Annotated in this window: 23 protein-coding genes; 16 read left to right on the plus strand and 7 right to left on the minus strand. The window is 67.2% G+C overall.

Annotated features, from left to right (window positions below; translation table 11 throughout):
* Window positions 1-3 precede the first annotated feature (3 nt).
* Together folD and purU are read left to right on the plus strand one after the other, a co-directional pair.
* Window positions 4-882 (plus strand): bifunctional methylenetetrahydrofolate dehydrogenase/methenyltetrahydrofolate cyclohydrolase FolD, encoded by an 879-nt coding sequence (folD, locus tag PARJ55_RS0115825; protein WP_028713924.1) that lies wholly within the window; start codon window positions 4-6, stop codon window positions 880-882.
* 95 nt (window positions 883-977) lie between these two features.
* Window positions 978-1,862 carry a formyltetrahydrofolate deformylase gene (gene purU / locus PARJ55_RS0115830; RefSeq protein WP_028713925.1) on the plus strand — a complete coding sequence of 295 codons (885 nt, stop codon included), beginning with the start codon at window positions 978-980 and terminating at the stop codon, window positions 1,860-1,862.
* A 112-nt stretch (window positions 1,863-1,974) separates the two neighbouring features.
* On the opposite strand, the gene PARJ55_RS0115835 is transcribed toward purU, so the two are convergent.
* From PARJ55_RS0115835 to PARJ55_RS0115845, 3 genes are all read right to left on the minus strand, one after another.
* Complete coding sequence (locus tag PARJ55_RS0115835; RefSeq protein WP_028713926.1) at window positions 1,975-3,642, minus strand: SulP family inorganic anion transporter; 1,668 nt, start codon at window positions 3,640-3,642, stop codon at window positions 1,975-1,977.
* Between the two features lie 66 nt (window positions 3,643-3,708).
* Window positions 3,709-3,966: a helix-turn-helix domain-containing protein gene (locus PARJ55_RS0115840; RefSeq protein ID WP_028713927.1), complete on the minus strand. Its 258-nt coding sequence runs from the start codon at window positions 3,964-3,966 to the stop codon at window positions 3,709-3,711.
* Window positions 3,967-4,099: 133 nt separating this feature from the next.
* Window positions 4,100-6,142 (minus strand): TonB-dependent receptor domain-containing protein, encoded by a 2,043-nt coding sequence (locus PARJ55_RS0115845; protein WP_028713928.1) that lies wholly within the window; start codon window positions 6,140-6,142, stop codon window positions 4,100-4,102.
* Window positions 6,143-6,384: 242 nt separating this feature from the next.
* Here PARJ55_RS0115845 and PARJ55_RS0115850 point away from each other — a divergent pair, with 242 nt between their 5' ends.
* The 8 genes from PARJ55_RS0115850 to PARJ55_RS0115885 all read left to right on the plus strand — a co-directional run bounded on the left by PARJ55_RS0115850 (window position 6,385) and on the right by PARJ55_RS0115885 (window position 11,372).
* A complete protein-coding gene (locus PARJ55_RS0115850) occupies window positions 6,385-6,999 on the plus strand; it encodes a ribonuclease D (protein WP_028713929.1) in 615 nt (204 codons plus the stop codon).
* Window positions 7,000-7,009: 10 nt separating this feature from the next.
* Window positions 7,010-7,957, plus strand: coding sequence for an SIS domain-containing protein (locus PARJ55_RS0115855; RefSeq protein ID WP_028713930.1), 948 nt, complete (start codon window positions 7,010-7,012; stop codon window positions 7,955-7,957).
* 2 nt (window positions 7,958-7,959) lie between these two features.
* On the plus strand, window positions 7,960-8,541 hold the full coding sequence (locus PARJ55_RS0115860; protein ID WP_028713931.1) for an LPS export ABC transporter periplasmic protein LptC: 582 nt from the start codon (window positions 7,960-7,962) through the stop codon (window positions 8,539-8,541).
* Window positions 8,542-8,593: 52 nt separating this feature from the next.
* A complete protein-coding gene (gene lptA / locus PARJ55_RS0115865) occupies window positions 8,594-9,079 on the plus strand; it encodes a lipopolysaccharide transport periplasmic protein LptA (protein ID WP_028713932.1) in 486 nt (161 codons plus the stop codon).
* 3 nt (window positions 9,080-9,082) lie between these two features.
* Window positions 9,083-9,817 carry an LPS export ABC transporter ATP-binding protein gene (gene lptB / locus PARJ55_RS0115870; RefSeq protein ID WP_028713933.1) on the plus strand — a complete coding sequence of 245 codons (735 nt, stop codon included), beginning with the start codon at window positions 9,083-9,085 and terminating at the stop codon, window positions 9,815-9,817.
* Between the two features lie 165 nt (window positions 9,818-9,982).
* Window positions 9,983-10,558 (plus strand): ribosome hibernation-promoting factor, HPF/YfiA family, encoded by a 576-nt coding sequence (gene hpf / locus PARJ55_RS0115875; protein WP_028713934.1) that lies wholly within the window; start codon window positions 9,983-9,985, stop codon window positions 10,556-10,558.
* 82 nt (window positions 10,559-10,640) lie between these two features.
* The gene (locus PARJ55_RS0115880) at window positions 10,641-11,105 is read left to right on the plus strand and encodes a PTS sugar transporter subunit IIA (RefSeq protein WP_028713935.1); all 465 of its coding nucleotides are present in this window, start codon (window positions 10,641-10,643) and stop codon (window positions 11,103-11,105) included.
* A gap of 75 nt (window positions 11,106-11,180) precedes the next feature.
* Entirely contained in the window at window positions 11,181-11,372 is a 192-nt protein-coding gene (locus tag PARJ55_RS0115885) for a hypothetical protein (RefSeq protein ID WP_028713936.1), read from the plus strand.
* 79 nt (window positions 11,373-11,451) lie between these two features.
* Here PARJ55_RS0115885 and PARJ55_RS0115890 read toward each other — a convergent pair whose 3' ends face one another.
* A complete protein-coding gene (locus PARJ55_RS0115890) occupies window positions 11,452-12,321 on the minus strand; it encodes a branched-chain amino acid aminotransferase (RefSeq protein ID WP_028713937.1) in 870 nt (289 codons plus the stop codon).
* A gap of 151 nt (window positions 12,322-12,472) precedes the next feature.
* Here PARJ55_RS0115890 and PARJ55_RS0115895 point away from each other — a divergent pair, with 151 nt between their 5' ends.
* Window positions 12,473-12,988: a MarR family winged helix-turn-helix transcriptional regulator gene (locus tag PARJ55_RS0115895; RefSeq protein WP_028713938.1), complete on the plus strand. Its 516-nt coding sequence runs from the start codon at window positions 12,473-12,475 to the stop codon at window positions 12,986-12,988.
* On the plus strand, window positions 12,985-13,704 hold the full coding sequence (locus PARJ55_RS0115900; protein WP_028713939.1) for a response regulator: 720 nt from the start codon (window positions 12,985-12,987) through the stop codon (window positions 13,702-13,704). Before PARJ55_RS0115895 ends, PARJ55_RS0115900 begins: the two co-directional genes overlap by 4 nt.
* Window positions 13,705-13,857: 153 nt before the next feature.
* Here PARJ55_RS0115900 and secA read toward each other — a convergent pair whose 3' ends face one another.
* Window positions 13,858-16,563 (minus strand): preprotein translocase subunit SecA, encoded by a 2,706-nt coding sequence (gene secA, locus PARJ55_RS0115905; RefSeq protein WP_028713940.1) that lies wholly within the window; start codon window positions 16,561-16,563, stop codon window positions 13,858-13,860.
* Between the two features lie 208 nt (window positions 16,564-16,771).
* Between secA and PARJ55_RS0115910 the strand changes: the two genes are divergently transcribed.
* The 4 genes from PARJ55_RS0115910 (at window position 16,772) to PARJ55_RS24785 (ending at window position 19,660) form a co-directional block, all read left to right on the plus strand.
* Entirely contained in the window at window positions 16,772-17,611 is an 840-nt protein-coding gene (locus PARJ55_RS0115910) for a peptidylprolyl isomerase (protein WP_028713941.1), read from the plus strand.
* Window position 17,612: 1 nt separating this feature from the next.
* Window positions 17,613-19,016 (plus strand): bifunctional glutamate N-acetyltransferase/amino-acid acetyltransferase ArgJ, encoded by a 1,404-nt coding sequence (argJ, locus tag PARJ55_RS0115915; RefSeq protein WP_028713942.1) that lies wholly within the window; start codon window positions 17,613-17,615, stop codon window positions 19,014-19,016.
* Complete coding sequence (mutT, locus tag PARJ55_RS0115920; RefSeq protein WP_028713943.1) at window positions 19,013-19,411, plus strand: 8-oxo-dGTP diphosphatase MutT; 399 nt, start codon at window positions 19,013-19,015, stop codon at window positions 19,409-19,411. The genes argJ and mutT overlap by 4 nt, the downstream gene beginning before the upstream one ends.
* 120 nt (window positions 19,412-19,531) lie before the next feature.
* Complete coding sequence (locus tag PARJ55_RS24785) at window positions 19,532-19,660, plus strand: hypothetical protein (RefSeq protein WP_028713944.1); 129 nt, start codon at window positions 19,532-19,534, stop codon at window positions 19,658-19,660.
* A 264-nt stretch (window positions 19,661-19,924) separates the two neighbouring features.
* On the opposite strand, the gene infB is transcribed toward PARJ55_RS24785, so the two are convergent.
* Window positions 19,925-22,468, minus strand: a complete 2,544-nt coding sequence (infB, locus tag PARJ55_RS0115930; protein ID WP_028713945.1) for a translation initiation factor IF-2 — start codon at window positions 22,466-22,468, stop codon at window positions 19,925-19,927.
* Between the two features lie 7 nt (window positions 22,469-22,475).
* The gene (locus PARJ55_RS0115935) at window positions 22,476-23,096 is read right to left on the minus strand and encodes an RNA-binding protein (protein ID WP_028713946.1); all 621 of its coding nucleotides are present in this window, start codon (window positions 23,094-23,096) and stop codon (window positions 22,476-22,478) included.
* Window positions 23,097-23,098: the final 2 nt, after the last annotated feature.

A 23,098-nucleotide genomic window follows, 5' to 3' on the forward strand; every position in this document is an offset into this window, starting at 1 on the left:
GCGATCATCGACGGCAAGGCTTTTGCGGCCGGGGTTCGGGCGCGGGTTGCCGGGCATGTGGGGCGGCTGCAGGCCGCGCACGGGGTGGTGCCGGGCCTGGCGGTGGTGCTGGTGGGCGAGGATCCGGCCAGCCAGGTCTATGTCAGGAACAAGGGCATCCAGACCCGCGAGGCCGGCATGGCGAGCTTCGAGCACAAGCTGCCGGCCGAGACCGCGCAGGCGGAACTGCTGGCGCTGATCGAAGGGCTGAATGCCGATCCGGCGGTGCATGGCATCCTGGTGCAGCTGCCGCTGCCCGCGCATATGGACGCCGATGCGGTGATCAACGCCATCGATCCCGCGAAGGACGTGGACGGGTTCCACATCTCGAATGTCGGGCTGCTGGGGACCGGGCAGAAGAGCATGGTGCCCTGCACGCCCCTGGGCTGCCTGATGCTGCTCCGCGACCGGCTGGGCGATCTTTCCGGGCTGAACGCGGTGGTGGTGGGGCGCTCGAACATCGTCGGCAAGCCGATGGCGCAGCTGCTGCTGGGCGACAGTTGCACGGTGACCATCGCGCATTCGCGCACGAAGGACCTGGCCGGCCTGTGCCGGACGGCCGACATCCTGGTCGCGGCGGTGGGCCGGCCGCGGATGATCCGCGGCGACTGGATCAGGCCGGGGGCGACGGTGATCGACGTGGGCATCAACCGCATCGCGGAGGAGGGCCGCTCGCGCCTGGTCGGCGACGTGGATTTCGAGGCCGCCGCGCAGGTCGCCGGCGCCATCACCCCGGTGCCGGGGGGCGTCGGGCCGATGACCATCGCCTGCCTGCTGGCGAATACGCTGACCGCCTGCTGCCGGGCCAATGGCTGGCCCGAGCCCGAGGGCCTGACCGCCTGAGCGCGCCGCCGGACCGGGGCGCTGCCCCGGACCCCGGGATATTTGCACAAGAAAGAAATCAGGGCCTTTGCCCTTGCAAGACAGTGGAGAAACCGATGAACAAGTTCTGCCTGACCGTTGCCTGCGAATCCACGCGCGGCATCGTGGCCGCCATCTCGGGCTTTCTGGCCGAGAATGGCTGCAACATCACCGATTCCAGCCAGTTCGACGACCCGCAGACCGGCAAGTTCTTCATGCGCGTCAGCTTCGTCTCCGAGGAGGGCGTGGGGCTGGAGGAATTGCGCGCCGGGCTGGCCGAGCCGGCCAAGCCCTTCGGCATGGACTACGCCATCCATGACGAGGCCGAGAAGATGAAGGTGGTGATCATGGTCAGCCGCTTCGGGCATTGCCTGAACGACCTTCTCTATCGCTGGCGCATCGGGGCCTTGCCGATCGACATCGTGGCGGTGATCAGCAATCACATGGACTATCAGAAGGTGGTGGTGAACCACGACATTCCCTTCCACTGCATCAAGGTCACCAAGGAGAACAAGCCGCAGGCCGAGGCGCAGCTGATGGCGGTGGTCGAGGATTCGGGTGCCGAGCTGGTGGTGCTGGCGCGCTACATGCAGGTGCTCTCGGACGCCCTGTGCAAGAAGATGTCGGGGCGGATCATCAACATCCATCATTCCTTCCTGCCGAGCTTCAAGGGCGCCAACCCCTACAAGCAGGCCTTCGAGCGCGGGGTGAAGCTGATCGGCGCGACCAGCCATTACGTGACCGCGGATCTGGACGAGGGCCCGATCATCGAGCAGGACATCATCCGGGTGACGCATGCGCAATCGCCCGAGGATTATGTCAGTCTCGGCCGCGACGTGGAAAGCCAGGTCCTGGCCCGCGCCATCCACGCCCATATCCACCGCCGGGTGTTCCTCAACGGCAACAAGACCGTCGTCTTCCCGGCGTCTCCGGGAAGCTATTCCAGCGAGAGAATGGGCTGAAACAGCGCCGGGCGGCCATCGAGCCGCCCTTTTCGCGCCCGCCGCTTCACCGTTGGAAAAATACTCCCGCCGGAGGCAAGACCTCCCAGCAGGCACCGCCCGCGCAGAGTCGCTATGACCCGTGACGCCGGCGCAGCGCCTCCTCGACCGTCGGCGCATAGCGCGCCAGCGGGCGGCGCAGCCCATGCGTCAGCAGCACCCGGCGGATGTCGCGGCTGGTGCCGGTCAGCCACAGCGCGATGCCGCGGCGCTGCGCCTTGTGCGCCAGTCCCTCGATCATGTTGGCGCCGGTGGAATCCAGGAAAGGCACGGCGCTGAAATCCACCACCAGCACCCGAAACCCGTCCTGGATGCGATCCAGGACCGAGCCGATCGAGGCCGTGGCGCCGAAGAACAGTGCTCCCGAGATGCGATAGACCACCACGTCGCGCGGCTGCGGCTGGTCCGGGCGCGGCTGGGCGCTGTCGGCCGTGTCGGCGCCGACCAGCGCCTCGACCCCCACCGCCTGGCTCATGCGCTGGATGAACAGCACCGAGCCGAGCGCCAGCCCGACTACGATGGCTTCGGTCAGGTCGCGGAAGATCGTCAGCCCGAAGGTGACCAGCAGCACCGCCGCCTCGCCCCAGCCCGAGCGCAGCAGGATGGCGATGGCGGGTTTCTCGATCATGTTCCAGGCCACCACTGCCAGCACGCCGGCCAGCGCCGCCAGCGGGATATAAGACGCCAGCGGTGCCGCCAGCAGCATGAAGCCCAGCAGGAACAGCGCATGCAGCATCCCCGCCACCGGCCCATGCGCGCCGGCGCGCACATTGGTCGCCGTCCGCGCGATGGTGCCGGTGACGCAGATGCCGCCGAACAGCGCCGAGCCCATATTGGCCACGCCCTGCGCCACCAGCTCGCAATTCGAGCGGTGGCGGCGGCCGGTCATGCCGTCCGCGACCACCGCCGACAGCAGCGATTCGATGGCGCCGAGCAGCGTCAGCGACAGGGCGGCGGGCAAGAGCGACAGCACCCTGTCCAGCGACAGCTCCGGCAGCGCGGGGGCGGGCAGGGAGGACGGAATGCCGCCGAAGCGGCTGCCGATGGTCGCGACATCCGCCCCCGTCGCCGCGGTGAAGCCCGCCGCCAGCGCCACGGCGATCAGCATGCCGGGCCAATGCGGCCGGGCGCGCTTCAGCCCCAGGATCACCGCGATCGTTCCCAGCGCGATCCCCAGCGCGGCGGGGGACAGGCTGGCGCGGGCTTGCCAGAGGGCGGGGATCTTCTCGACCAGCTCGCCCGGCTCATGGGCCAGGGACAGGCCGAAGATCTCCTTCAGCTGGCTGGTGAAGATGATCACCGCGATGCCGGCGGTGAAGCCGACCGTCACCGGAAAGGGGATGAACTTGATGAAGGTGCCCAGCCTGAGCAGGCCGATGGCCACCAGCATCAGCCCCGACAGGAAGGTCGCCAGGATCAGCCCCGACATGCCGTGCTGCGCCACGATGCCGGCGACCAGCACGATGAAGGCCCCCGCCGGCCCGCCGATCTGGTAGCGCGAGCCGCCAAGCGCCGAGACCAGGAAGCCGCCGACGATGGCGGTATAGAGCCCCTGCGCCGGCGAGGCGCCGGAGGCGATGGCGATGGCCATCGACAGGGGCAGCGCCACGATGGCGACGGTCAGCCCGGCCAGGGCATCGGCGCGCAGCTGGGCCGCGCCATAGCCCTCGCGCAGGACGGTGATCAGTTTCGGGGTGAACAGCGGCGCAAATCCGGGCGCCGCGCTTGCCTGCTGGTTCATCTGGGCCGCACCTTCGCGAAGGAGGCGGCGGGATCGTCGGCTGTCTGTCGGCGGTCGCCGTCGCGATTACGTCTGCGGACCGGATTTCAGCCGCACGCCGCGCCCGCCCGAGGGGCTGGCGGCGCCCTCGCCGATCAGCTCGATCCCGGCGGCCTCCAGCGCCTCGACCACGCGGGTCAGGCTTTCGACCACGCCGCGCACATTGCCGTCGCTGGCCTCCATGCGCTGGATGGTCGGGACCGACAGGCCCGAGAGCTCGGCCAGGCGCTTCTGGTCGATGCCAAGCAGGGCACGCGCCGCACGCATCTGGGCCGAGGTCATCATGCAGTGATTTCCAATCCTTGATGATGGATGTCTAGCAGGGTGATAGTGATATTTCAAACATCATTTCTGCCGGCTCAGCCATAAAAAAGGCCCCCGCGGGCGAGGGCCTTTTCTATGCGTCTGTCGGGATGGATCAGAAGTCCATCTTCACGCCCAGCGTGACGGTGCGGCCGGGGGCGTAGAGGGGGTCGATGATCCGGCTGCCCATGACGCGTTCGACATAGCTGCTGCGCTCGTAATAGCTTTCGTCGAACAGGTTATCGACGCCCAGATGCACGACCACGTTCTCGTAGTTCTGGGGACGCCACTGGCCATAGACGTTCACGATGGTATAGGAATCGTGATCTTCGAAGCCGAGCGGGGCGCCACTCTCATCGACCAGTGAACCGCTGTTCAGCGAACCGGCCCATTCGACGGTGCCGCCGACCTTGAGGTTATACTGGGGGATCTCCTGGTCGATGAACAGGGTGGCCAGCTTGCCGACCGGCATCACGGTGCCGCCGTCCGGAACCTTGTCCTCGCCGTTCTGGGTTACGTCGGCCTTGGTGAAGCTGGCGCCGATGCGGCCCGAACCCCAAGTGTAGCTGCCTTGCAAGGTAAAGCCCTTGCTGCGGTATTCGTCGGCATTGGTCAGATAGCCGCTGGCAACATCATATTCGGCCAGCCCGTCCAGCCGCGTGTCGAAGAAGGTGATGTTTCCGGTCCAGTTGCCCTGATTGGCATTCAAGCCCAGCTTAACGTTGCGAGCCGTCGCCGGCTCATAGTCGGGGTCGGTGGTGAACGCATCGTTCCGCGCGTGCAGCAGACCGTATTCGCCGATTTCGTAACCCAGCCATGTGCGCGATGCGCCGGCAAAGACCTCGTATCCTTCCGCGAATTCATACGAAATCGTGCCATTCACGCTGGCGCCGGTATCGGAATAGCTGTTGTTGTTCCAGTCGGTATAGCGGTGATGATCCAGCCGCAGACCAGTGGACAGGTCGATGCCGTTGTCGAACGCAAAGCGGCCCTGCACGAAAGTGCCGATCTGCATGGTGTCCAGGTTGAACGGACGCGTCCGCGCCGCCGAGTGGTCACCGTAGTTGTCGATGTGATAGTCGTCGTGCTGCCAATCTATCCCGGCGGTGATCCGGCCCTGGTCCAGCGTGTAGGTGTTCTTCAGAACGCCGCCGATGGTCGTGGTTTCAAGAATCATGTCGCCATTGGGGCGGGACGACGCGCCTGGATCGTCGCTGATCAGGTCGCCGAGGGCATAGTTCGGGCGCCAATATTCGTTGCGGCTGACATAGACCGTCGCTTCGGGGTCCCAGGCATCGGTCGGCGCGGTCGAACTGTATTTCAGCTTCAGCGTGTTGCGCGTGACTTTCAGCGGATAGACAGCGTCGTCCGCATTCAGGTCCATGTTCATCTTGATGACGCGGTCGGCGTCGTCCTTGCTGTGGTCATAGGACAATTCGACGCGATGCGTGTCGAATTCATAGCCCAGCTTAAGCAATGCACCCCGGGTGGCCGGTTCGGTGCCCGGCATCTCGCGACCGTTCGCGGCCTCGTAATTGTCGCCGTTTGCGCCGTGCACCATGGCAAACCAGTCGAAGCCCTCATAGACCCCATAGCCGGCCAGCGAGCCCGCGACGCCGCGGCCGTTGCTGCCATAGGACAGCCCGACGCGGCCGCCCTGGGTCCTGCCATCGGTCAGCAGGTCCTTGGCGCCGACGGTTTCATAGCGCAGCGCGCCGGCGGCGGCGCCGAAGCCGGCATCGGCAGCGGCGGCGCCAGCCTCGACCTCGACCGATTTCAGGAAGGCCGGGTCGACGACGTTCGAGCCGGTATGATGCCAGCTGGTCGGCCCTTGCGGCACGCCGTCCACGGTGACGGCCAGGTTCGACTGCTCCATGCCGAAGACGTGGATGCGCTTGGACGGGCCGGCGCCGCCGGAAACGGTGATGGCGGAATCGCGGGCGAACAGCTCGGACACGTCGGCGGGCTGCATCGCCTCGATATCCTCCGGGGTGACCGACACGCCGCCGGTCGCCTCGACATTCTCCTGGCCGTCGGCGATCAGGGTGATCGGATTCAGGACGACGGCCTCGGCATTCTGACCCTCCTGGGCGTAAAGGGCTGTCGCGAGCGCAAGCGAGGATACGCCCGCCAGCGGGATGATACGGCGCATTTTCATGGTCACTGCCTTGATTCGTTCGAAACTGGCGCGAGTTATATGGCCGGTCCCAAAATGCACAAGTATTTTACTCGGATATTATGCCGGTCCAGAGAGAAACAATCGGGATTGTTGCGCTCCTGCGCCACCTTCCGGCGGGATGCGGCGATGGGCCGCGGCCTGCCGACTTCCGACGCCGGGGCTGGCGCAGGCGGGGGCAAAGGGGTTACAGCAACCCAAACCCGCAGCCCGAGAAGCCACAGATGACGATTACCCTTTACCACAACGACCTGCCGGACGATCTGGACCTGGGTCCGGTCGTGGCCATCGACACCGAGACGATGGGGCTGGACCCGCGCCGCGACCGGCTGTGCCTGGTGCAGCTGTCCTCGGGCGACGGCAACGCGCATCTGGTGCAGATCGCCCGCGGCCAGCACGAGGCGCCGAACCTGACCCGGATGCTGACCGATCCCGGGGTGCTGAAGCTGTTCCATTTCGGCCGTTTCGACATCGCGGCGCTGGAGGCGGCCTTCGGCGTGGTGACGAAGCCGGTCTGGTGCACCAAGATCGCCAGCAAGATGGTGCGCACCTATACCGACCGGCACGGGCTGAAATACCTGCTGTCCGAACTGGTCGGCGTCGACATCTCCAAGCAGCAGCAGACCAGCGACTGGGGCGCGGCCGAACTGACGGATGCGCAGCTGGAATATGCCGCCTCGGACGTGCTTTACCTGCACGCGCTGAAGGCCGAACTGGAAAAGCGGCTGGCGCGCGAGGGGCGGCTGGGCCTGGCCGAGGCCTGTTTCGACTTCCTTCCTGCCCGGGCCCATCTGGACCTGCTGGGCTGGGGGGATGAAAACGACATCTTTCACCACTAGGTTGCGGGCCATGAGCGCATATCTCGACACCGCCCGCAGGGTGATCCGCACCGAGGCCGAGGGGCTGGCCCTGCTGGCCGAGAGCCTTGGCGACAGCTTCGACCGCGCGGTCGAGACCGTCCTGGCCGCGCGCGGCCGGGTCGTGGTCTCGGGCATGGGCAAGTCCGGCCATGTCGGGCGCAAGATCGCGGCGACGCTGGCCTCGACCGGGACGCCGGCGCAATTCGTCCATCCGGCCGAGGCGAGCCATGGCGACCTGGGCATGGTGACGCAGGGCGACGTGGCGCTGGTGCTGTCCAATTCGGGCGAGACGCCCGAGATCGCCGATATCGTCGCCCATACCCGGCGTTTCCAGATCCCGCTGATCGGCGTCGCCGGACGGGCGCAATCGACGCTGCTGCGCCAGGCGGACGTGGCGCTGGTCCTGCCCGCGGCGCCCGAAGCCTGCGGCACCGGCATTGTGCCCACCACCTCGACCACCATGACCATGGCGCTGGGCGATGCGCTGGCCGTGGCGCTGATGGAGCATCGCCAGTTCACGCCCGAGCATTTCCGCACCTTCCATCCCGGCGGCAAGCTGGGCGCGAAGCTGTCGCGGGTGGCCGACCTGATGCATGAGGACATGCCGCTGGTCCCCGAGACCGCGCCCATGGCCGAGGCGCTTCTGACCATCAGCCAGAAAAGCTTCGGCGTGACCGGGGTGACGGATGCCGCGGGGCGGCTGACCGGCATCATCACCGACGGCGACCTGCGGCGGCACATGCAGGGCCTTCTGGACCATAGCGCCGCCGAGGTGATGACCCGCAACCCGCGCACCATCGGCCCGGACGCGCTGGCCGAGGCGGCGCTGGCCGAGATGCAGGCGCGCCGCATCACCTGCCTGTTCGTGGTCACCCCCGAGGGGGCGCCGGCCGGGCTGATCCACATCCACGACTTCCTGCGCACGGGGCTTGTCTGACGGTGACCACCCGCTCGTGCATCGTGGCCTGGTTGCGGGTGATCCTGCCGCTGACGGCGCTGGCGATCCTGTCGGTGCTGTTCCTTCTGGGCCGCAAGCCCGACCCCGAGGCCAGCATTCCCTATGCCGACGTGGACCCGCGCGAACTGGCCGAGCGGCAGGCGGTGACCAGCCCGACCTATGCCGGCGTGACCGAGGACGGGGCGCAGCTGAGCATCTCGGCCGCCGAGGCCCGGCCCGGCGCGGAACAGGGCGACGGCTTGGCGCAGGCGGTGCGCATGACCCTGCGCGCCCAGGACGGGCGGGCGGCGGATGTCAGCGCCGGCACGGCTGCGCTTGAGGGCGATCAGGTCCGGCTGGGCGAGGGGGTGCGCATGACCACCGCCGACGGCTGGGTGCTGACCGCGCCCGAGCTGCGGGCCTCGACCGGCGAGGGCAGGCTGGTTTCGGATGAAGAGGTCAATGTCCTCGCCCCCTTCGGCGATATGACGGCGGGGCGGATGGAGCTGCGGCCCTCGGGGGAGGGCAGCGGCGATCACGTTCTTGATTTGAGCGGCGGAGTTCGCTTGATATACCGGCCATGACCCGGCGCCGACTCCCGCGCAAGGGGCCCTCAGGCGCCAGAAAGGAAATCCGATGATCCGGCCCGGACCGCTTTTGCCCGTGTTCCTGTCGCTTGCGCTGGCGGCGGGCGCGGCCATGGGCCAGACCACCGGCTTCGGCAATGCGCAGGATGTCAAGCAGCCGGTCGAAGTCACCGCCGATTCGCTGACCGTGGATCAGAAGACCGGCCAGGCGACCTTTTCCGGCAATGTTCTGATCGGCCAGGGCGCCATGCGGCTTTCGGCCGCGCGCGTGACGGTGACCTATGCCCAGGGCGACCAGCGCCGCATCAGCGCCCTGCATGCCGAGGGCGGCGTCACCCTGGTCAGCGGCGCCGACGCGGCCGAGGCGCAGGCCGCCGAATACGATGTCGAGACCGGCACCGTCGTGCTGACCGGCGACGTGCTTCTGACCCAGGGCGGAAACGTGCTGGCCGGAGACCGGGTGACGGTGAACCTGGAAAGCGGCACGGCCAATGCCTCGGGGCGGGTGCGCAGCGTGCTGCAGCCGGGGGACTGACCGATGGCGGGGGAACAGGGGCTGCGGGTCCGGGGCCTGCGCAAATCCTATCGCAACCGTCCGGTGATCCGCGACGTGGCGCTGGATCTGGACCGCGGCGAGGTGGTGGCGCTCCTGGGTCCGAACGGGTCGGGCAAGACCACCTGTTTCTATTGCGTGGCCGGGCTGGTCGCGCCTGATTCGGGTCAGGTGCTGATCGACGGGCAGGACGCCACCGCGCTGCCGATGTATCGCCGCGCCCAGATGGGCATCGGCTATCTGCCGCAGGAGATGTCGATCTTTCGCGGCCTGACGGTCGAGCAGAACATCATGGCGGTGCTGGAACTGGTCGAGCCGCATGTGCACCAGCGCCGCGAGCGGCTGGAGGAGCTGCTGGGCGATTTCTCGATCGGCCATCTGCGCAATGCCTCGGCCATGGCGCTGTCGGGCGGCGAGCGGCGGCGGGTCGAGATCGCCCGCTGCCTTGCGGCCGATCCGGCCTATCTGCTTCTGGACGAACCATTCGCCGGCGTCGATCCCATCGCCGTGGGCGAGATCCGCGCCCTGGTCCACGACCTGAAAAGCCGCGGCATCGGCGTGCTCATCACCGATCACAACGTGCGCGAGACGCTGGAGATCGTGGACCGCGCCTATATCCTGCATGACGGCCACGTGCTGAAATCCGGCACCACCGCCGAGATCGTCGCCGATCCGCAGGTGCGCCGCGTCTATCTGGGCGAAACCTTCCGCATGAACTGAATGCAAGGTCATGCCGATCCGCCGCGCGCAGCCGTTGACACAGCGCCGCGGCTGTCACCAAATGAGGGTATGGCCGGGCAAGACCGCCCGGCCAGAGAAACCCGGACGCGACGCCCGCGCGAGGGCGTTGGCGACAAGATCGGGCAACCGAAAGGACGGACCACCATGCGCTACCAGATCAGCGGAAAACAGATCGACGTGGGCGATGCGCTTTCGACTCACGTCAAGACCGAACTGGGTGAAACCGTTGAGAAATATTCGCAACGCCCGACGGATGCGACGGTCATCTTTTCCCGCAACGCGCATGAATTCATCTGCGATGCCGTGGTGCATCTCTCGACCGGGCTGACCGCCCAGGCCAAGGGCGCGGCCACCGATATCTACGCGGCCTTCGAACAGTGCCGCGAGCGGATGGACAAGCAGCTGCGCCGCTACAAGCGCCGGCTCAAGGATCACTACAAGGATCGGACCCAGCCGGTTGAATTCGAGCAGGCGGGCATGTATGTGCTGGCCGCCGATGAGGACGAATGGGAATCGCAGGGCGACGGCCTGCAGCCCATGATCATCGCCGAGATGGAGACCCGCGTGCCAACCCTCTCGGTCGGCGAGGCGGTGATGCAGATGGAACTGGCCGGCAGCCCGCTGCTGGTCTTTCGCAACGAGAAACATGGGGGCGTGAACGTGGTTCACCGCCGCGACGACGGCAACGTGGGCTGGATCGACCCCCGCAATCTGGGCTAGACTGACGCAGAAGGGCAGTCTTGTTGAACCAAACGTCCCGGCTGCGCGGCCCGCAGCCGGGACCTGACAATTTTCGGGCGACATGCAGATCAGCGACATTCTCTCTCCCGCCGCCGTGCGGACGATGAGCCAGACCACCAGCAAGAAACGGTTGTTCCAGGAAATCGCCGAGCAGGCGCGCGCGGTCTATGGCGTGGACGCGCCGCAGACGCTGGACGCGCTGCAGGAGCGCGAAAGCCTGGGCCCGACCGGCGTCGGCCATGGCGTGGCGCTGCCGCATGCGCGGCTGCACGGGCTCGACCGCGTGGTCGGCCTGTTCCTGCGGCTGGAAAAGCCGCTGGATTTCGACGCGGTGGACCGCCAGCCGGTGGACCTGATCTTTGCGCTGCTGGCGCCCAAGAATTCCGGCGTCGATCACCTCAAGGCGCTGGCGCTGGTCTCGCGCACGCTGCGCGACCAGGACCTGCGCGCCAAGCTGCGCGCCAACGAGGACCCGGTGGCGCTGCACGCCATGCTGGCGGCGGCGCCCGGCATCAAGGCGGCCTGAGGTCGCAGCCCGGCCGGCAGGGGGTGAAATGCCCCCGCATCCGCGCTATACTCCCGCGCGGGGAGGAAGACCGAAATGACCAGACATATCGCAGACCGCAGTCACGAAAGCAGTTCCGGCCGCACGCAATACTACACGCGGCAGGAACGCGAATCCGGCCTTCATCCGGCCATCGCCGCCCTGCGCATGCGGCCCCGCGTCCGCAGCGAGGCTGCGAATCGCCGGGCCGCCGAATTCGCCAGGATCGAGCGCGGCCATCGGGTCTGACCGCTGACCCGCCAATGCGGAACCGGCCGGGCGCTGCCGCCCGGCCGGTTTTCATTCCGTCCTTCGCCCGGGGCCGCGATCAGCTGCGGACCAGCTGCTCGTAATCCTCGGCGATCTTGCGGGTGGTGTCGCCGACCTGGAAATGCCAGTCGCCGATCTGCCCGACCGGGGTGACCTCGGCCGCGGTGCCGGTCAGGAAGCATTCCTGGAAGCCCGCCAGCTCCTCGGGCTTGATGCGGCGCTCATGCACGGCGGTGCCGTTGTCCTTCAGCATCTGGATGACGGTCTGCCGGGTGATGCCGTTCAGGAAGCGGTCGGCCAGGGGCGTGTGCACCTCGCCATCCTTGACGAAGAAGATGTTGGCGCCGGTCGCCTCGGCGACATAGCCCTCCCAGTCCATGAACAGCGCGTCCGAGCAGCCCTTCTCCTCGGCGGCGTGCTTGGACATGGTGCAGATCATGTAAAGCCCGGCGGCCTTGGCGGCGGTGGGGATGGTCTCGGGGCTCGGCCGCTTCCACTTGGCGATGTCGAGCTTGGCGCCCTGCCATTTCGCCTCGCCGTAATAACTGCCCCATTCCCAGGCGGCGACGGCCATGCGCACCGGGTTGCGGCGGGCGGAAACCCCCATGTCCTCGCCCGAGCCGCGCCACATCACCGCGCGGACATAGGCGTCCTTGAAGCCGTTGGCGTTGAGCACCTCTTCCTTGGCGGCGTCGATCTCCTCGGCGGTATAGGGCGACTGCATGTCCAGCAGCCGGGCCGATTCGATCAGCCGCAGCGAATGCTCGTGTCCCTTGAAGATCTTGCCGCTGTAGCAGCGCTCGCCCTCGAACACCGAGCTGGCATAGTGCAGGGCATGGGTCAGGATGTGGATGTTCGCATCGCGCCACTCCACAAGCTTGCCATCCATCCAGATCTTGCCGTCACGATCGTCATATGCGCCCGCCATTTTTCCCTCCGGCCGGTTCTGTTTGCGGAATGTTGCGTTGGTCTGCCGCGTCTGGCAAAGAAAGTTGCGCAACTTGCGGTCTGGGCTATCCATTCATGGTTGGAAAGTCAATAAGTCTGACGTAATAAGGGCCATGCATTACGGAGAGGTCATGCAGAACAAGGGTGGCGTCGCCGCGGCAGGAAGCGAGAACCTGCTGTTTCTTACCGACGATCAGCTTCGCCGCGGGATCGAGGCGATGTTCTTTGCCTATCGCGCCTTCACCGCCGATCCCGACCTGATTCTGGCCGAGCTGGATTACGGCCGCGCCCATCACCGGGCGATCCATTTCATCAACCGCGAGCCGGGGCTGACGGTGACCGCGCTTCTGGACGTGCTGGGGGTGACCAAGCAGTCGCTGAACCGGGTGCTGCGCACGCTGATCGAGGACGGGCTGGTCGAAAGCCGCATCGGCCGCCGCGACCGGCGCGAGCGGCAGCTCTACCTGACCGAAAAGGGCGCGGCGCTGGAGCGCCGGCTGTCCGAGGCGCAGCGCGCCCGCATGCGCGCCGCCTATCGCGCCGCCGGACCGCAGGCGGTGGCGGGCTTCCGGCAGGTGCTCGAGGCGATGATGGACCGCGAGACGCTGCGCCAGTATCGCGCCCTGAAGCAGCTGCCCGACGCATGACCTCGGCCGACCTGCAGCCCGCCGCCCATATCCTTGTCGTCGATGACGACGAGCGCATCCGCAGCCTGCTGCGCCGCTTCCTGATGCGCAACGATTTCCTGGTGACCACGGCGCGGGACGCCGCCCATGCCCGGCGCCTGCTGGAGGGCCTGGATTTCGACCTGATCGTGCTCGACGTGATGATGCCGGGCGAGGACGGGTTCTCGCTGACCCGCGACCTGCGCAAGCAGATGACCACCCCGATCCTGCTGCTGACCGCCAGGGGCGAGACCGGCGACCGCATCGAGGGGCTGGAAAGCGGCGCCGACGACTACCTGCCGAAACCCTTCGAGCCGCGCGAGCTGCTCTTGCGCATCGCCGCCATCCTGCGCCGTATCCCGGCGGCCGAACCCAAGGGGCCGAAGTTCCTGTCGCTGGGGCCCCTGCGCTACGACGCCGACAAGGGCGAGCTTTGGCAGGGCGACGCCCCCTTGCGCCTGACCGGGACCGAGCAGGCGCTGCTGAAGCGCCTGGCCGATACGCCGCGCCAGCCGGTCAGCCGCAGCGCGCTGATCGAGGATCTGGGCCGCAGCCCGTCGGAGGAGCCGGGTGAGAATTCCGAACGCGCCATCGACGTGCAGATCACCCGGCTGCGCCGCAAGATCGAGCCCGATCCCAAGGAGCCGCGCTACCTGCAGACCGTGCGCGGAACCGGCTACATGCTGGTGCCGGACTAGGAACCTTCCGCGCAGCTTTCGCGGCCGCAATGGGTATTTGGAAAACAGAGAAGCACGAGCCGCCTCGCTCGGATCTTCTCTGTTTTCCAAATACCCATTTGCCGAGTGCGCAATCCGCATGGCGCATGAAAAAGGGGCCCGAAGGCCCCCAGTTCATGCCAGCGCGCCGTGGCAGTGCTTGAACTTCTTGCCCGAGCCGCAGGGGCAGGGATCGTTGCGCGAGGGGTTGCCCCAGGTCGTGGGGTCGGTCTCGTCGAAGCCGGCGACCCGGCCCGAAACCTCGCCGCCCTCGGCTTCCTCGTGTTCGGGATGCATCTGCGCCTCGGTCGCCGCCTGCTGCTGCTGGTATTCGCGCAGCATCTGCTCGCGCTCGGCATCGGTCAGCGGCCGGATGCGGGCCAGTTGCTGGGTCACGTCGAAGCGCAGCCCGTCCAGCATGGTCTCGAACAGCTGGAAGGCCTCGGTCTTGTATTCCGACAGCGGGTCGCGCTGTGCATAGCCGCGGAAGCCCACGACCGAGCGCAGATGCTCCAGCGTGACCAGATGCTCGCGCCATTTGCTGTCGATCTGCTGCAGCAGCACCTGCTTTTCGATCTGGCGCATGTTCTCGGGGCCGAACTGTTCGGTCTTTTGCGCCATATAGGTATCGGTGGCCTGCTGGATGCGTTCGCGGATCGCGTCCTGGTCCACGCCGTCCTCGGCTGCCCAATCGGCGATGGGCAGGTCCATGTTCAGCTTGTCGACCACCGCGTCGTGCAGGCCCTGGACGTCCCATTGCTCGGCATAGGCGCGCGGTGGCAGGTGCTGGTCGATCAGGTCGTCGATCACCTGCGCGCGCATGTCGGCGGCGATGTCCCCGACCTCGTCGGTATGCATGATTTCCAGGCGCTGGCTGAAGATCGCCTTGCGCTGGTCGTTCATCACGTCGTCGAATTTCAGCAATTGCTTGCGGATGTCGAAGTTGCGGCCCTCGACCTTGGCCTGGGCGCGTTCCAGCGACTTGTTGACCCAGGGGTGGACGATGGCCTCGCCATCCTTCATGCCCAGCGTCGACAGCACCTTGTCCAGCCGTTCCGAGCCGAAGATCCGCATCAGGTCGTCTTCCAGCGACAGGAAGAACAGCGAGCGGCCGGGGTCGCCCTGGCGGCCCGAGCGGCCGCGCAGCTGGTTGTCGATGCGGCGGCTTTCGTGGCGTTCGGTCGCCAGCACGAACAGCCCGCCGGCGTCCAGAACCGCCTGTTTCTCGGCGGCGTGCTCGGCCTCGATCTGGGCGCGCAGCTCGTCGGGATGGGCCTCGGGGTCGGCGGCCAGCGCCTCCATCACCTTCATCTCGACATTGCCGCCCAGCTGGATGTCGGTGCCGCGGCCGGCCATGTTGGTGGCGATGGTCACGGCGCCCAGCTTGCCGGCATCGGCGACGATCTTCGCCTCCTGCTCGTGCTGGCGGGCGTTCAGCACGTTGTGCGGGATGCCTTCCTTGGTCAGCATCTGCGACAGCATCTCGGATTTTTCGATCGAGGTCGTGCCGACCAGGATCGGCTGGCCCTTGGCATGGGCTTCCTTGATCGCCTCGATCACCGCGGCGTATTTCTCGGCCGCGGTGCGATAGACGCGGTCGTGTTCGTCGATGCGCTGCACCGGGCGGTTCGTGGGCACCTCGACCACACCCAGCTTGTAGATCTCGGCGAATTCCTCGGCCTCGGTGGCCGCGGTGCCGGTCATGCCCGACAGCTTGTCGTAGAGCCGGAAATAGTTCTGGAAGGTGACCGAGGCCAGCGTCACGTTCTCGGGCTGGATCGCCACGCCCTCTTTCGCCTCGATGGCCTGGTGCAACCCGTCCGACAGCCGGCGGCCCTTCATCATCCGGCCGGTGAATTCGTCGATCAGCACCACCTCGTCGTCGCGCACGATATAGTGCTGGTCGCGCATGAACAGCTTGTGCGCCCGCATCGCCTGGTTGGCGTGGTGGACGATGGTGGTCGATTCGGGGTCGTAAAGCGTCTGGCCCTCGGGCAGCACGCCCGCCGCCTGCAGGCGCTTTTCCAGGAACTCGTTGCCTTCCTCGGTAAAGGTGGCGTTGCGGGCCTTTTCGTCCAGCTTGTAATGCTCGGGCGCGAGTTCGGGCATGAAGGCGTCGAGCGTCTTGTAGAGCTCGCTGCGGTCCTGCGAGGGGCCCGAGATGATCAGCGGCGTCCGCGCCTCGTCGATCAGGATCGAGTCGACCTCGTCGACGATGGCGAAGAAATGCCCGCGCTGGGTCATCTGCTCGATCGAGCCCTTCATGTTGTCGCGCAGGTAGTCGAAGCCCAGCTCGTTATTGGTGGCATAGGTCACGTCGGCCCGGTAGGCCTCGCGCTTCTCGGCGTCCTCCTGGAAAGGATAGACCACACCGGTGGTCATGCCCAGCTGGGCAAAGACCTTGCCCATCCAATGCGCGTCGCGCTTGGCCAGGTAGTCGTTGACGGTGACGACATGCACGCCCTTGCCCGCCAGCGCGTTCAGATAGGCCGGGAAGGTCGCGACCAGGGTCTTGCCCTCGCCGGTCTTCATCTCGGCGATATTGCCCTGGTGCAGGAAGATGCCGCCCATCAGCTGGGTGTCGAAGGCGCGCAGGCCAAGCGCGCGGCGCGCCGCCTCGCGGCAATTGGCGAAGGCCTCGGGCAGAAGCTTGTCCAGATCCTCGCCCGCTTGCGCGCGGCCCTGCAACTCGCGGGTCTTGCCGATCAGGTCCGCATCGGAGAGGGCGCGGAACTGTTCCTCCAGCGCGTTGATCTGGGCCACCAGCGGGCGGACCGATTTCACCTTGCGGTCGTTGGGCGTGCCAAAGACCAGTTTCGCCAAGTTTCCGATGCCGAGCATATGAACCTTCAAAATCGCGTATCTGGGGGTGCGCGGGACGTTCCGCCCACTTGCCGGCACCATTCGCCTTGCCCTATCACTTGGGCCGGAAAAACGGCGACGGGCGCGCATTTTCGGTTGCGCCGGATGTATGCCCCGGCCGGCCCACTGTCAACGCTTGCGCCCGTTCACCTCTGCGTGGACGCGCCGTCCCACGAAGGGGAAACCTATGCTGAAACCGCTTCTTGCCGTCTCCGTGCTGCTCTCGGGGGCCGTATCGGCCATGCCCGGCCTGGCGCAGGACGCCGATACCGTGGTCGCCACCGTCAACGGCGAGTCGATCACGCTGGGCCAGATGATCGCCATGCGGCAGGGGCTGGACGCGCAGACCACGCAGGGCCTGCCGGATGCGGCGCTGTGGGACCTGATGCTGGACCAGATGATCCGCCAGACCGCCGTGGCGCAGGCCGCCGAGCCGCTGAGCAAGCGCGACGCCGTGGCGCTGGAGATCGAGAAGCGCGCCTATCTGGCCGGCTCGGTCCTGGAAAAGGTCGCGAGCGCCGAGCCGAGCGAGGCCGAGTTGAAAGCCGCCTATGACCAGGCCTTCGGCGGCCAGACCGAGCCCAAGATCGAATACAATGCCGCCCATATCCTGGTGAAGACCAGGGAAGAGGCCGATGCCATCGCCAAGGAGTTGCAGGACGGCGCCGATTTCGGCACGCTGGCCGAGCAGAAATCGACCGACAATTCCGGCCCGAACAAGGGCGACCTGGGCTGGTTCCAGCCCGAGCAGATGGTCGAGCCCTTTGCCGATGCCGTGAAGGCGCTGGACAAGGGCCAGGTCTCGGAGCCCGTCGAGACCCAGTTCGGCTGGCATGTCATCAAGCTGAACGACACGCGCGAGGTCACGCCCCCGGCCTTTGACGAGATCAAGGAGCAACTGGCCATGCAGGTGCGCCGCGACAAGGTGCAGGCCGAGATCGAGCAACGCGTGTCCGACGCCAAGGTCGAAAAGACCGAGGGGCTGGCCCCCGACCTGCTGAACAAGACCGATATCCTGGGGGAGTGACATGGCGAAATCGGACGACAAGAAGAGCAAGCCCTCCGATGCCGAAAAGCTGAAGACGGCGAAGAAGCGGCTGAAGAAGCTGAAGGCCGCGCTGAAGGAAGCCGCCGCCAGCCTGGAGGCGCGGGCCGAGGCGGCGGTGGAGGCCGTGGCCAAGGCCAAGCCCCAGAACCCGGTCTCGCCGCTGGCTCCGGCGCGCTTTCCCGACCTGCCGGTGATCGAGGGCGCCGAATTCGCCTCGGGCGCGGCGGGGGTGAAATACCAGGGCCGTACCGATGTCATGCTGGTGCGGCTGGCGCCGGGCACTGCCATCGCCGGCGCCTTCACCAAGTCCTCGACCCGCGCCGCCAGCGTGCTGGACTGCCAGGCCAAGCTGGCGCTGAAGCAGGACACCGGCAAGGGCGCGGCGATCATCGTGAACTCGGGCAACGCCAATGCCTTCACCGGCCGGAACGGGCAAGAGGCGGTGGATGCCGTGACCGGCGGCGTCGCCAAGGCGCTGGGCGTGCCGCGCGAGCGGGTCTTCTCGTCCTCGACCGGGGTGATCGGCGAGCCGCTGCCGGCCGATCGCATCACCGCCGTGATCGGCGATCTCGCCGCCAACCTGGACGCGGCCGGCGCGGCCGGCGCGGCGCGGGCCATCATGACCACCGACACCTTCCCGAAAGGCGCGGCGGCCAGTTTCGAAGGCGATGGCGGCACCATCAACATCACCGGCATCGCCAAGGGCTCGGGCATGATCGCGCCCGACATGGCGACGATGCTGGTCTATGTCTTCACCGATGCGAAGATCGCGCCCGCGCTGCTGCAGCGCATGCTGTCGGCGCGGCTGGATGAGACCTTCAACGCCATCACCGTGGACAGCGACACCTCGACCTCGGACGCGCTGATCCTGGCGGCGACCGGCAAGTCGAAGGCCGCGCCGATCACCGACCTGCGCTCGGCCCCGGCGCGGGCCTTCGGCAAGGCGCTGACCCAGGTCATGCTGGACCTGGCGCAGCAGGTGGTCCGGGACGGCGAAGGAGCGACGAAATTCGTCGAGGTGCAGGTGACGGGCGCGGTCAGCGATGCCGATGCCCATCGCGTCGCCATGGCCATCGCCAATTCGCCGCTGGTCAAGACCGCCATCGCCGGCGAGGATGCGAACTGGGGCCGCGTGGTCATGGCCGTCGGCAAGTCCGGGGCCGAGGCCGACCGCGACCGGCTGACCATCCGCTTCGGCGACATGGTGCTGGCCGAGAACGGCTGGCGCGCGCCGGGCTATGACGAAGCCGCTGCCAGCGCCTATATGAAGCGCGACCATCTGGTGATCGGCGTCGACCTGGGGCTGGGCAGGGGCAGGCGCACGGTCTGGACCTGCGACCTGACGCATGGCTATATCGACATCAACGCCGATTACCGCTCATGAAGATGGTGCTTGTCGCGGCCGTCGCGCTGATCGACGCGGACGGCCGCGTGCTTCTGGCGCAGCGCCCCGAGGGCAAGTCCCTCGCGGGCCTGTGGGAGTTTCCCGGCGGCAAGGTCGAGCCGGGCGAGACCCCCGAGGCCGCGCTGATCCGCGAGCTGCACGAGGAACTGGGCATCGAGACCTGGCATTCCTGCCTGGCGCCGCTGACCTTCGCCAGCCACGCCTATGACGATTTCCACCTGCTGATGCCGCTGTTCGCCTGCCGGCGCTGGCAGGGCGTGCCGATGCCCCGGGAAGGGCAGAATCTGGCCTGGGCCCGGGCCCGGGAATTGGACAAATATCCGATGCCGCCGGCAGACCTGCCGCTGCTGCCCATCCTGCGCGACTGGCTATGAGACATATCCGTCACGCCGGGCGCGGCATCATCATCATTTTGCCGTAGCTTTGGACATTCTTAGTTAACATTTAACGATTTTGCGACAATTCTGAAATCCTGTAGGAGGAGGAGATCGGACATGATTCGCACGATCACGATCGGCAGCTGTATTTCTGTCCAAGGTATCTTTGAACGGCAGCAGGCGAACGGGAACATCGTGGTCCGAGTAGGCAGCAAAACCTATGAGGGCAAGCCCGTCCTGTCCTGACGCAGCAGAAACGTGCCCATGCTTACGGAAACGGGGTCCTTCGGGGTCCCGTTTCTTCTTGCCGGACCATGGGCCGCGCGCCACCGGCGCGAGCATTCGGCGAATGGAAAGCGGCCAGGCGGCCGAGGCTTCCAGGGGCCCGGCAGCGGCGCCCATGCCGGCGGGGCAGGGGCGTCTTTTACAGTTCTGTAAAGGAATCGCCGGGCGCCGGACATGGAAAGGGCGGACCTGCAGGCCCGCCCCTCATGCCATTCGGTTCCCGGATCACAGCTGGCGCTGCACTTCCTCGCGCTCGAAGATCTCGATGACGTCGCCCTTGCGGATGTCGTCGTAGTTCTCGAAGGCCATGCCGCATTCCTGGCCGGACTGCACTTCCTTGACCTCGTCCTTGAAGCGCTTGAGCGTCTTCAGCGTGCCTTCGTGGATCACCACGTTGTCGCGCAGCAGGCGCACGCCGGCCGAGCGCCGCGCCACGCCCTCGGTCACCAGGCAGCCGGCGACATTGCCGACGCCCGAGACGCGGAAGACTTCCTTGATCTCGGCATAGCCGATGAAGTTCTCGCGCACCTCGGCGGAAAGCAGGCCCGAGGCCGCCGCCTTGATGTCGTCCACCAGGTCGTAGATGATCGAGTAATAGCGGATCTCGACGCCCTTCTGGTTCGCGGCGTTCCGCGCCGGAGCATTGGCCCGGACGTTGAAGCCGATGACCGGCGCCTGGCTGGCCTCGGCCAGGCCGACATCCGATTCGGTGATCGCGCCGACGCCGTAATGCAGCACGCGGACGCGCACCTCGTCGTTGCCGATCTTTTCCAGCGCCTGGACGATCGCCTCGGCCGAGCCCTGCACGTCGGCCTTGATGACCACTGGCAGCTCGGCGACGTTCTCGTCGGCCTTGGCCTTGGCCAGCATCTGGTCCAGCGTGATCGCGGCACCGGCGGCGGCGCGTTTGTCCTTGGCGGCCTGGATGCGGTAATCCGCGATCTCGCGCGCCTGCGCCTCGGTCTCGACCACGTTCAGCACGTCGCCGGCCTCGGGCGTGCCGTTCAGGCCCAGCACCTCGACCGGGACCGAGGGGCCGGCGGCGTCGATGCGGTCGCCCTTATCGTTGATCAGGGCGCGGACCTTGCCCCACTGTTCGCCGACGACAAAGATGTCGCCGCGCTTCAGCGTGCCGTTCTGCACCAGAACCGTCGCGACCGGGCCGCGGCCCACGTCCAGCTTGGCCTCGATCACCGCGCCCGAAGCCGGGCGGTCGGGATTGGCCTTCAGCTCCAGGATCTCGGCCTGCAGGGCGATGGCCTCAAGCAGCGCGTCCAGGCCCTGGCCGGTCTTGGCCGAGACCTCGACATCCTGCACGTCGCCCGACATCGCCTCGACGACGACCTCGTGCTGCAGCAGGTCGGTGCGGACCTTCTGCGGATTGGCATCCGGCTTGTCGATCTTGTTGATCGCCACGATCATCGGCACCTTGGCGGCCTTGGCGTGGTTGATCGCCTCGACCGTCTGCGGCATCACCGCGTCATCGGCCGCGACCACCAGAACGACGATATCCGTCACCTGCGCGCCGCGGGCCCGCATCGAGGTGAAGGCCGCGTGGCCGGGCGTGTCGAGGAAGGTCAGCACCGCCCCGTTCGACGCCTTCACCTGATAGGCGCCGATATGCTGGGTGATGCCGCCGGCCTCGCCCGCCACGACATTGGCGTGGCGGATGGCGTCCAGCAGCGAGGTCTTGCCGTGGTCGACATGGCCCATGATGGTGATGATCGGCGCGCGCGGCTTCAGATCCTCGGGCTTGTCCTCGACCTGGTCGATGACCTGCTCGACGTCGGCATCCGAGACCCGGACAGCGCGGTGGCCGAATTCGTCGATCACCAGCTCGGCGGTGTCGGCATCGACCGCCTGGTTGGCGGTGACCATCATGCCCATGCGCATCAGCGACTTGATGACATCGGGGGTGCGCTCGGCCATGCGGTTCGCCAGTTCGGACACCAGGATGGTTTCCGGCAACTGCACGTCGCGCACCTGCTTTTCGGCGCGCTGGCTGCCGCCCATGGCCTTCTGCCGGGCTTTTTCCTGCTTGCGCTTCATCGCGGCCAGCGAACGCTGCCGCCCGCCCTCGCCGTCCAGCGCCTGGCTCAGCGACAGCTTGCCGGTGCGGCGGCTGTCGTCGCGGCTCTTGTTGCGGCTGTCGCGGTCGTCGGCCGGGCCGCGGGTGTCGCGGTCGCGGTCGGTCTTGCGCGGCGTGGTGGCGCTGACGCCCTTGGTCTCGGCGCGCGCTGCGGCGGCTTCGGCGGCGGCGCGGTCGGCCGGGGTGGCCGGGCGCGCATCCGCCTTGGGCTTGGCGATCTCGGCCTTCTTCTTCTCGCGCAGCTCGGCTTCGCGGGCGCGGCGCTCGTCCTCCTCGGCCTTCAGCCGCAGGGCTTCCTCGCGCTCGCGCTCCTCGCGCTCCTTGGCTTCCAGCTCAAGGCGGCGGCGTTCGCGTTCTTCCTCGCGGGCCTTTTCCTCGGCGACGCGCTGCGCGGCTTCCTCGACCTCGCGGGCCTTGGCGGCGCGCAGGGCGGCCATGCGCCGCTCCATCTCGGCATCCGAGATGCCGGCGGGACGCTTCGACGGGTCGCCCGACACGGCCGAGGGCGAGCCGGAGCGTCCGCCGCCGGCCGCCGCGCCGGTCTTGCCGGGCACGACCACGCGCTTGCGCTTGGTCTCCACGACCACGTTATGGGTCCGGCCGTGGCTGAAGCTTTGCTTCACATGGCCCGAACGGCCGCCACCAAGACCCAGGGGTTTCTTTCCGTCAGTATCGCTCATCCGATCTTCATTCCTTCCCGGCAGCCGCATTGCCGCCGTCATGCTCGCGCAGACCCGTCAGTCTGCTCGCGTCCCTGATCAATTTGTCGGTCAGGCCCCCCGGCGCAAGCGCGCTGTGTATGACATGATCGCGCCCAAAGGACAAACCCAATTCTGATGCGGTCATGCAGCCGAACCACCGGCCCCCGGGCGGGGTCCAGAGCTTGCCTTTGCCGCGTTCCGATCCGTCGCTGGCCTGCAGAAGCACCTTGGCCTTGCCGGCGGCCAGCCAGTCCTTGACCTTTTCGAAGCCGGCGACCGCCAGCCCGGCCTTGCGCGCCAGCGACAGCGTGTCCGTCACCCGCCGCGCCAGCCCGGATTCGATCATCGCCAGCAGCTCGGGCGGGGCGGTCACCCGCGCCCTGGCGCCTCGCGAAAACAAGCCCTTGGCGGCCGCCTTGTCCAGCGCCTGCCGGTCGGCCACCACCCAGAAGCCGCGTCCGGGCAGCTTCTCGCCCAGATCCGGCACCACCTCGCCATCGGGGCCCGCGACAAAGCGGATCAGCCCAGCCTTCGGCTGGACCTCGCCCGTGACGATGCAGCGCCGTTCGGGCGTCTCGCGGTCCTTGATACGGCCCCCGCGTGTCATCC

The sequence above is a fragment of the Paracoccus sp. J55 genome (assembly GCF_000513975.1).
Taxonomy (GTDB): domain Bacteria; phylum Pseudomonadota; class Alphaproteobacteria; order Rhodobacterales; family Rhodobacteraceae; genus Paracoccus.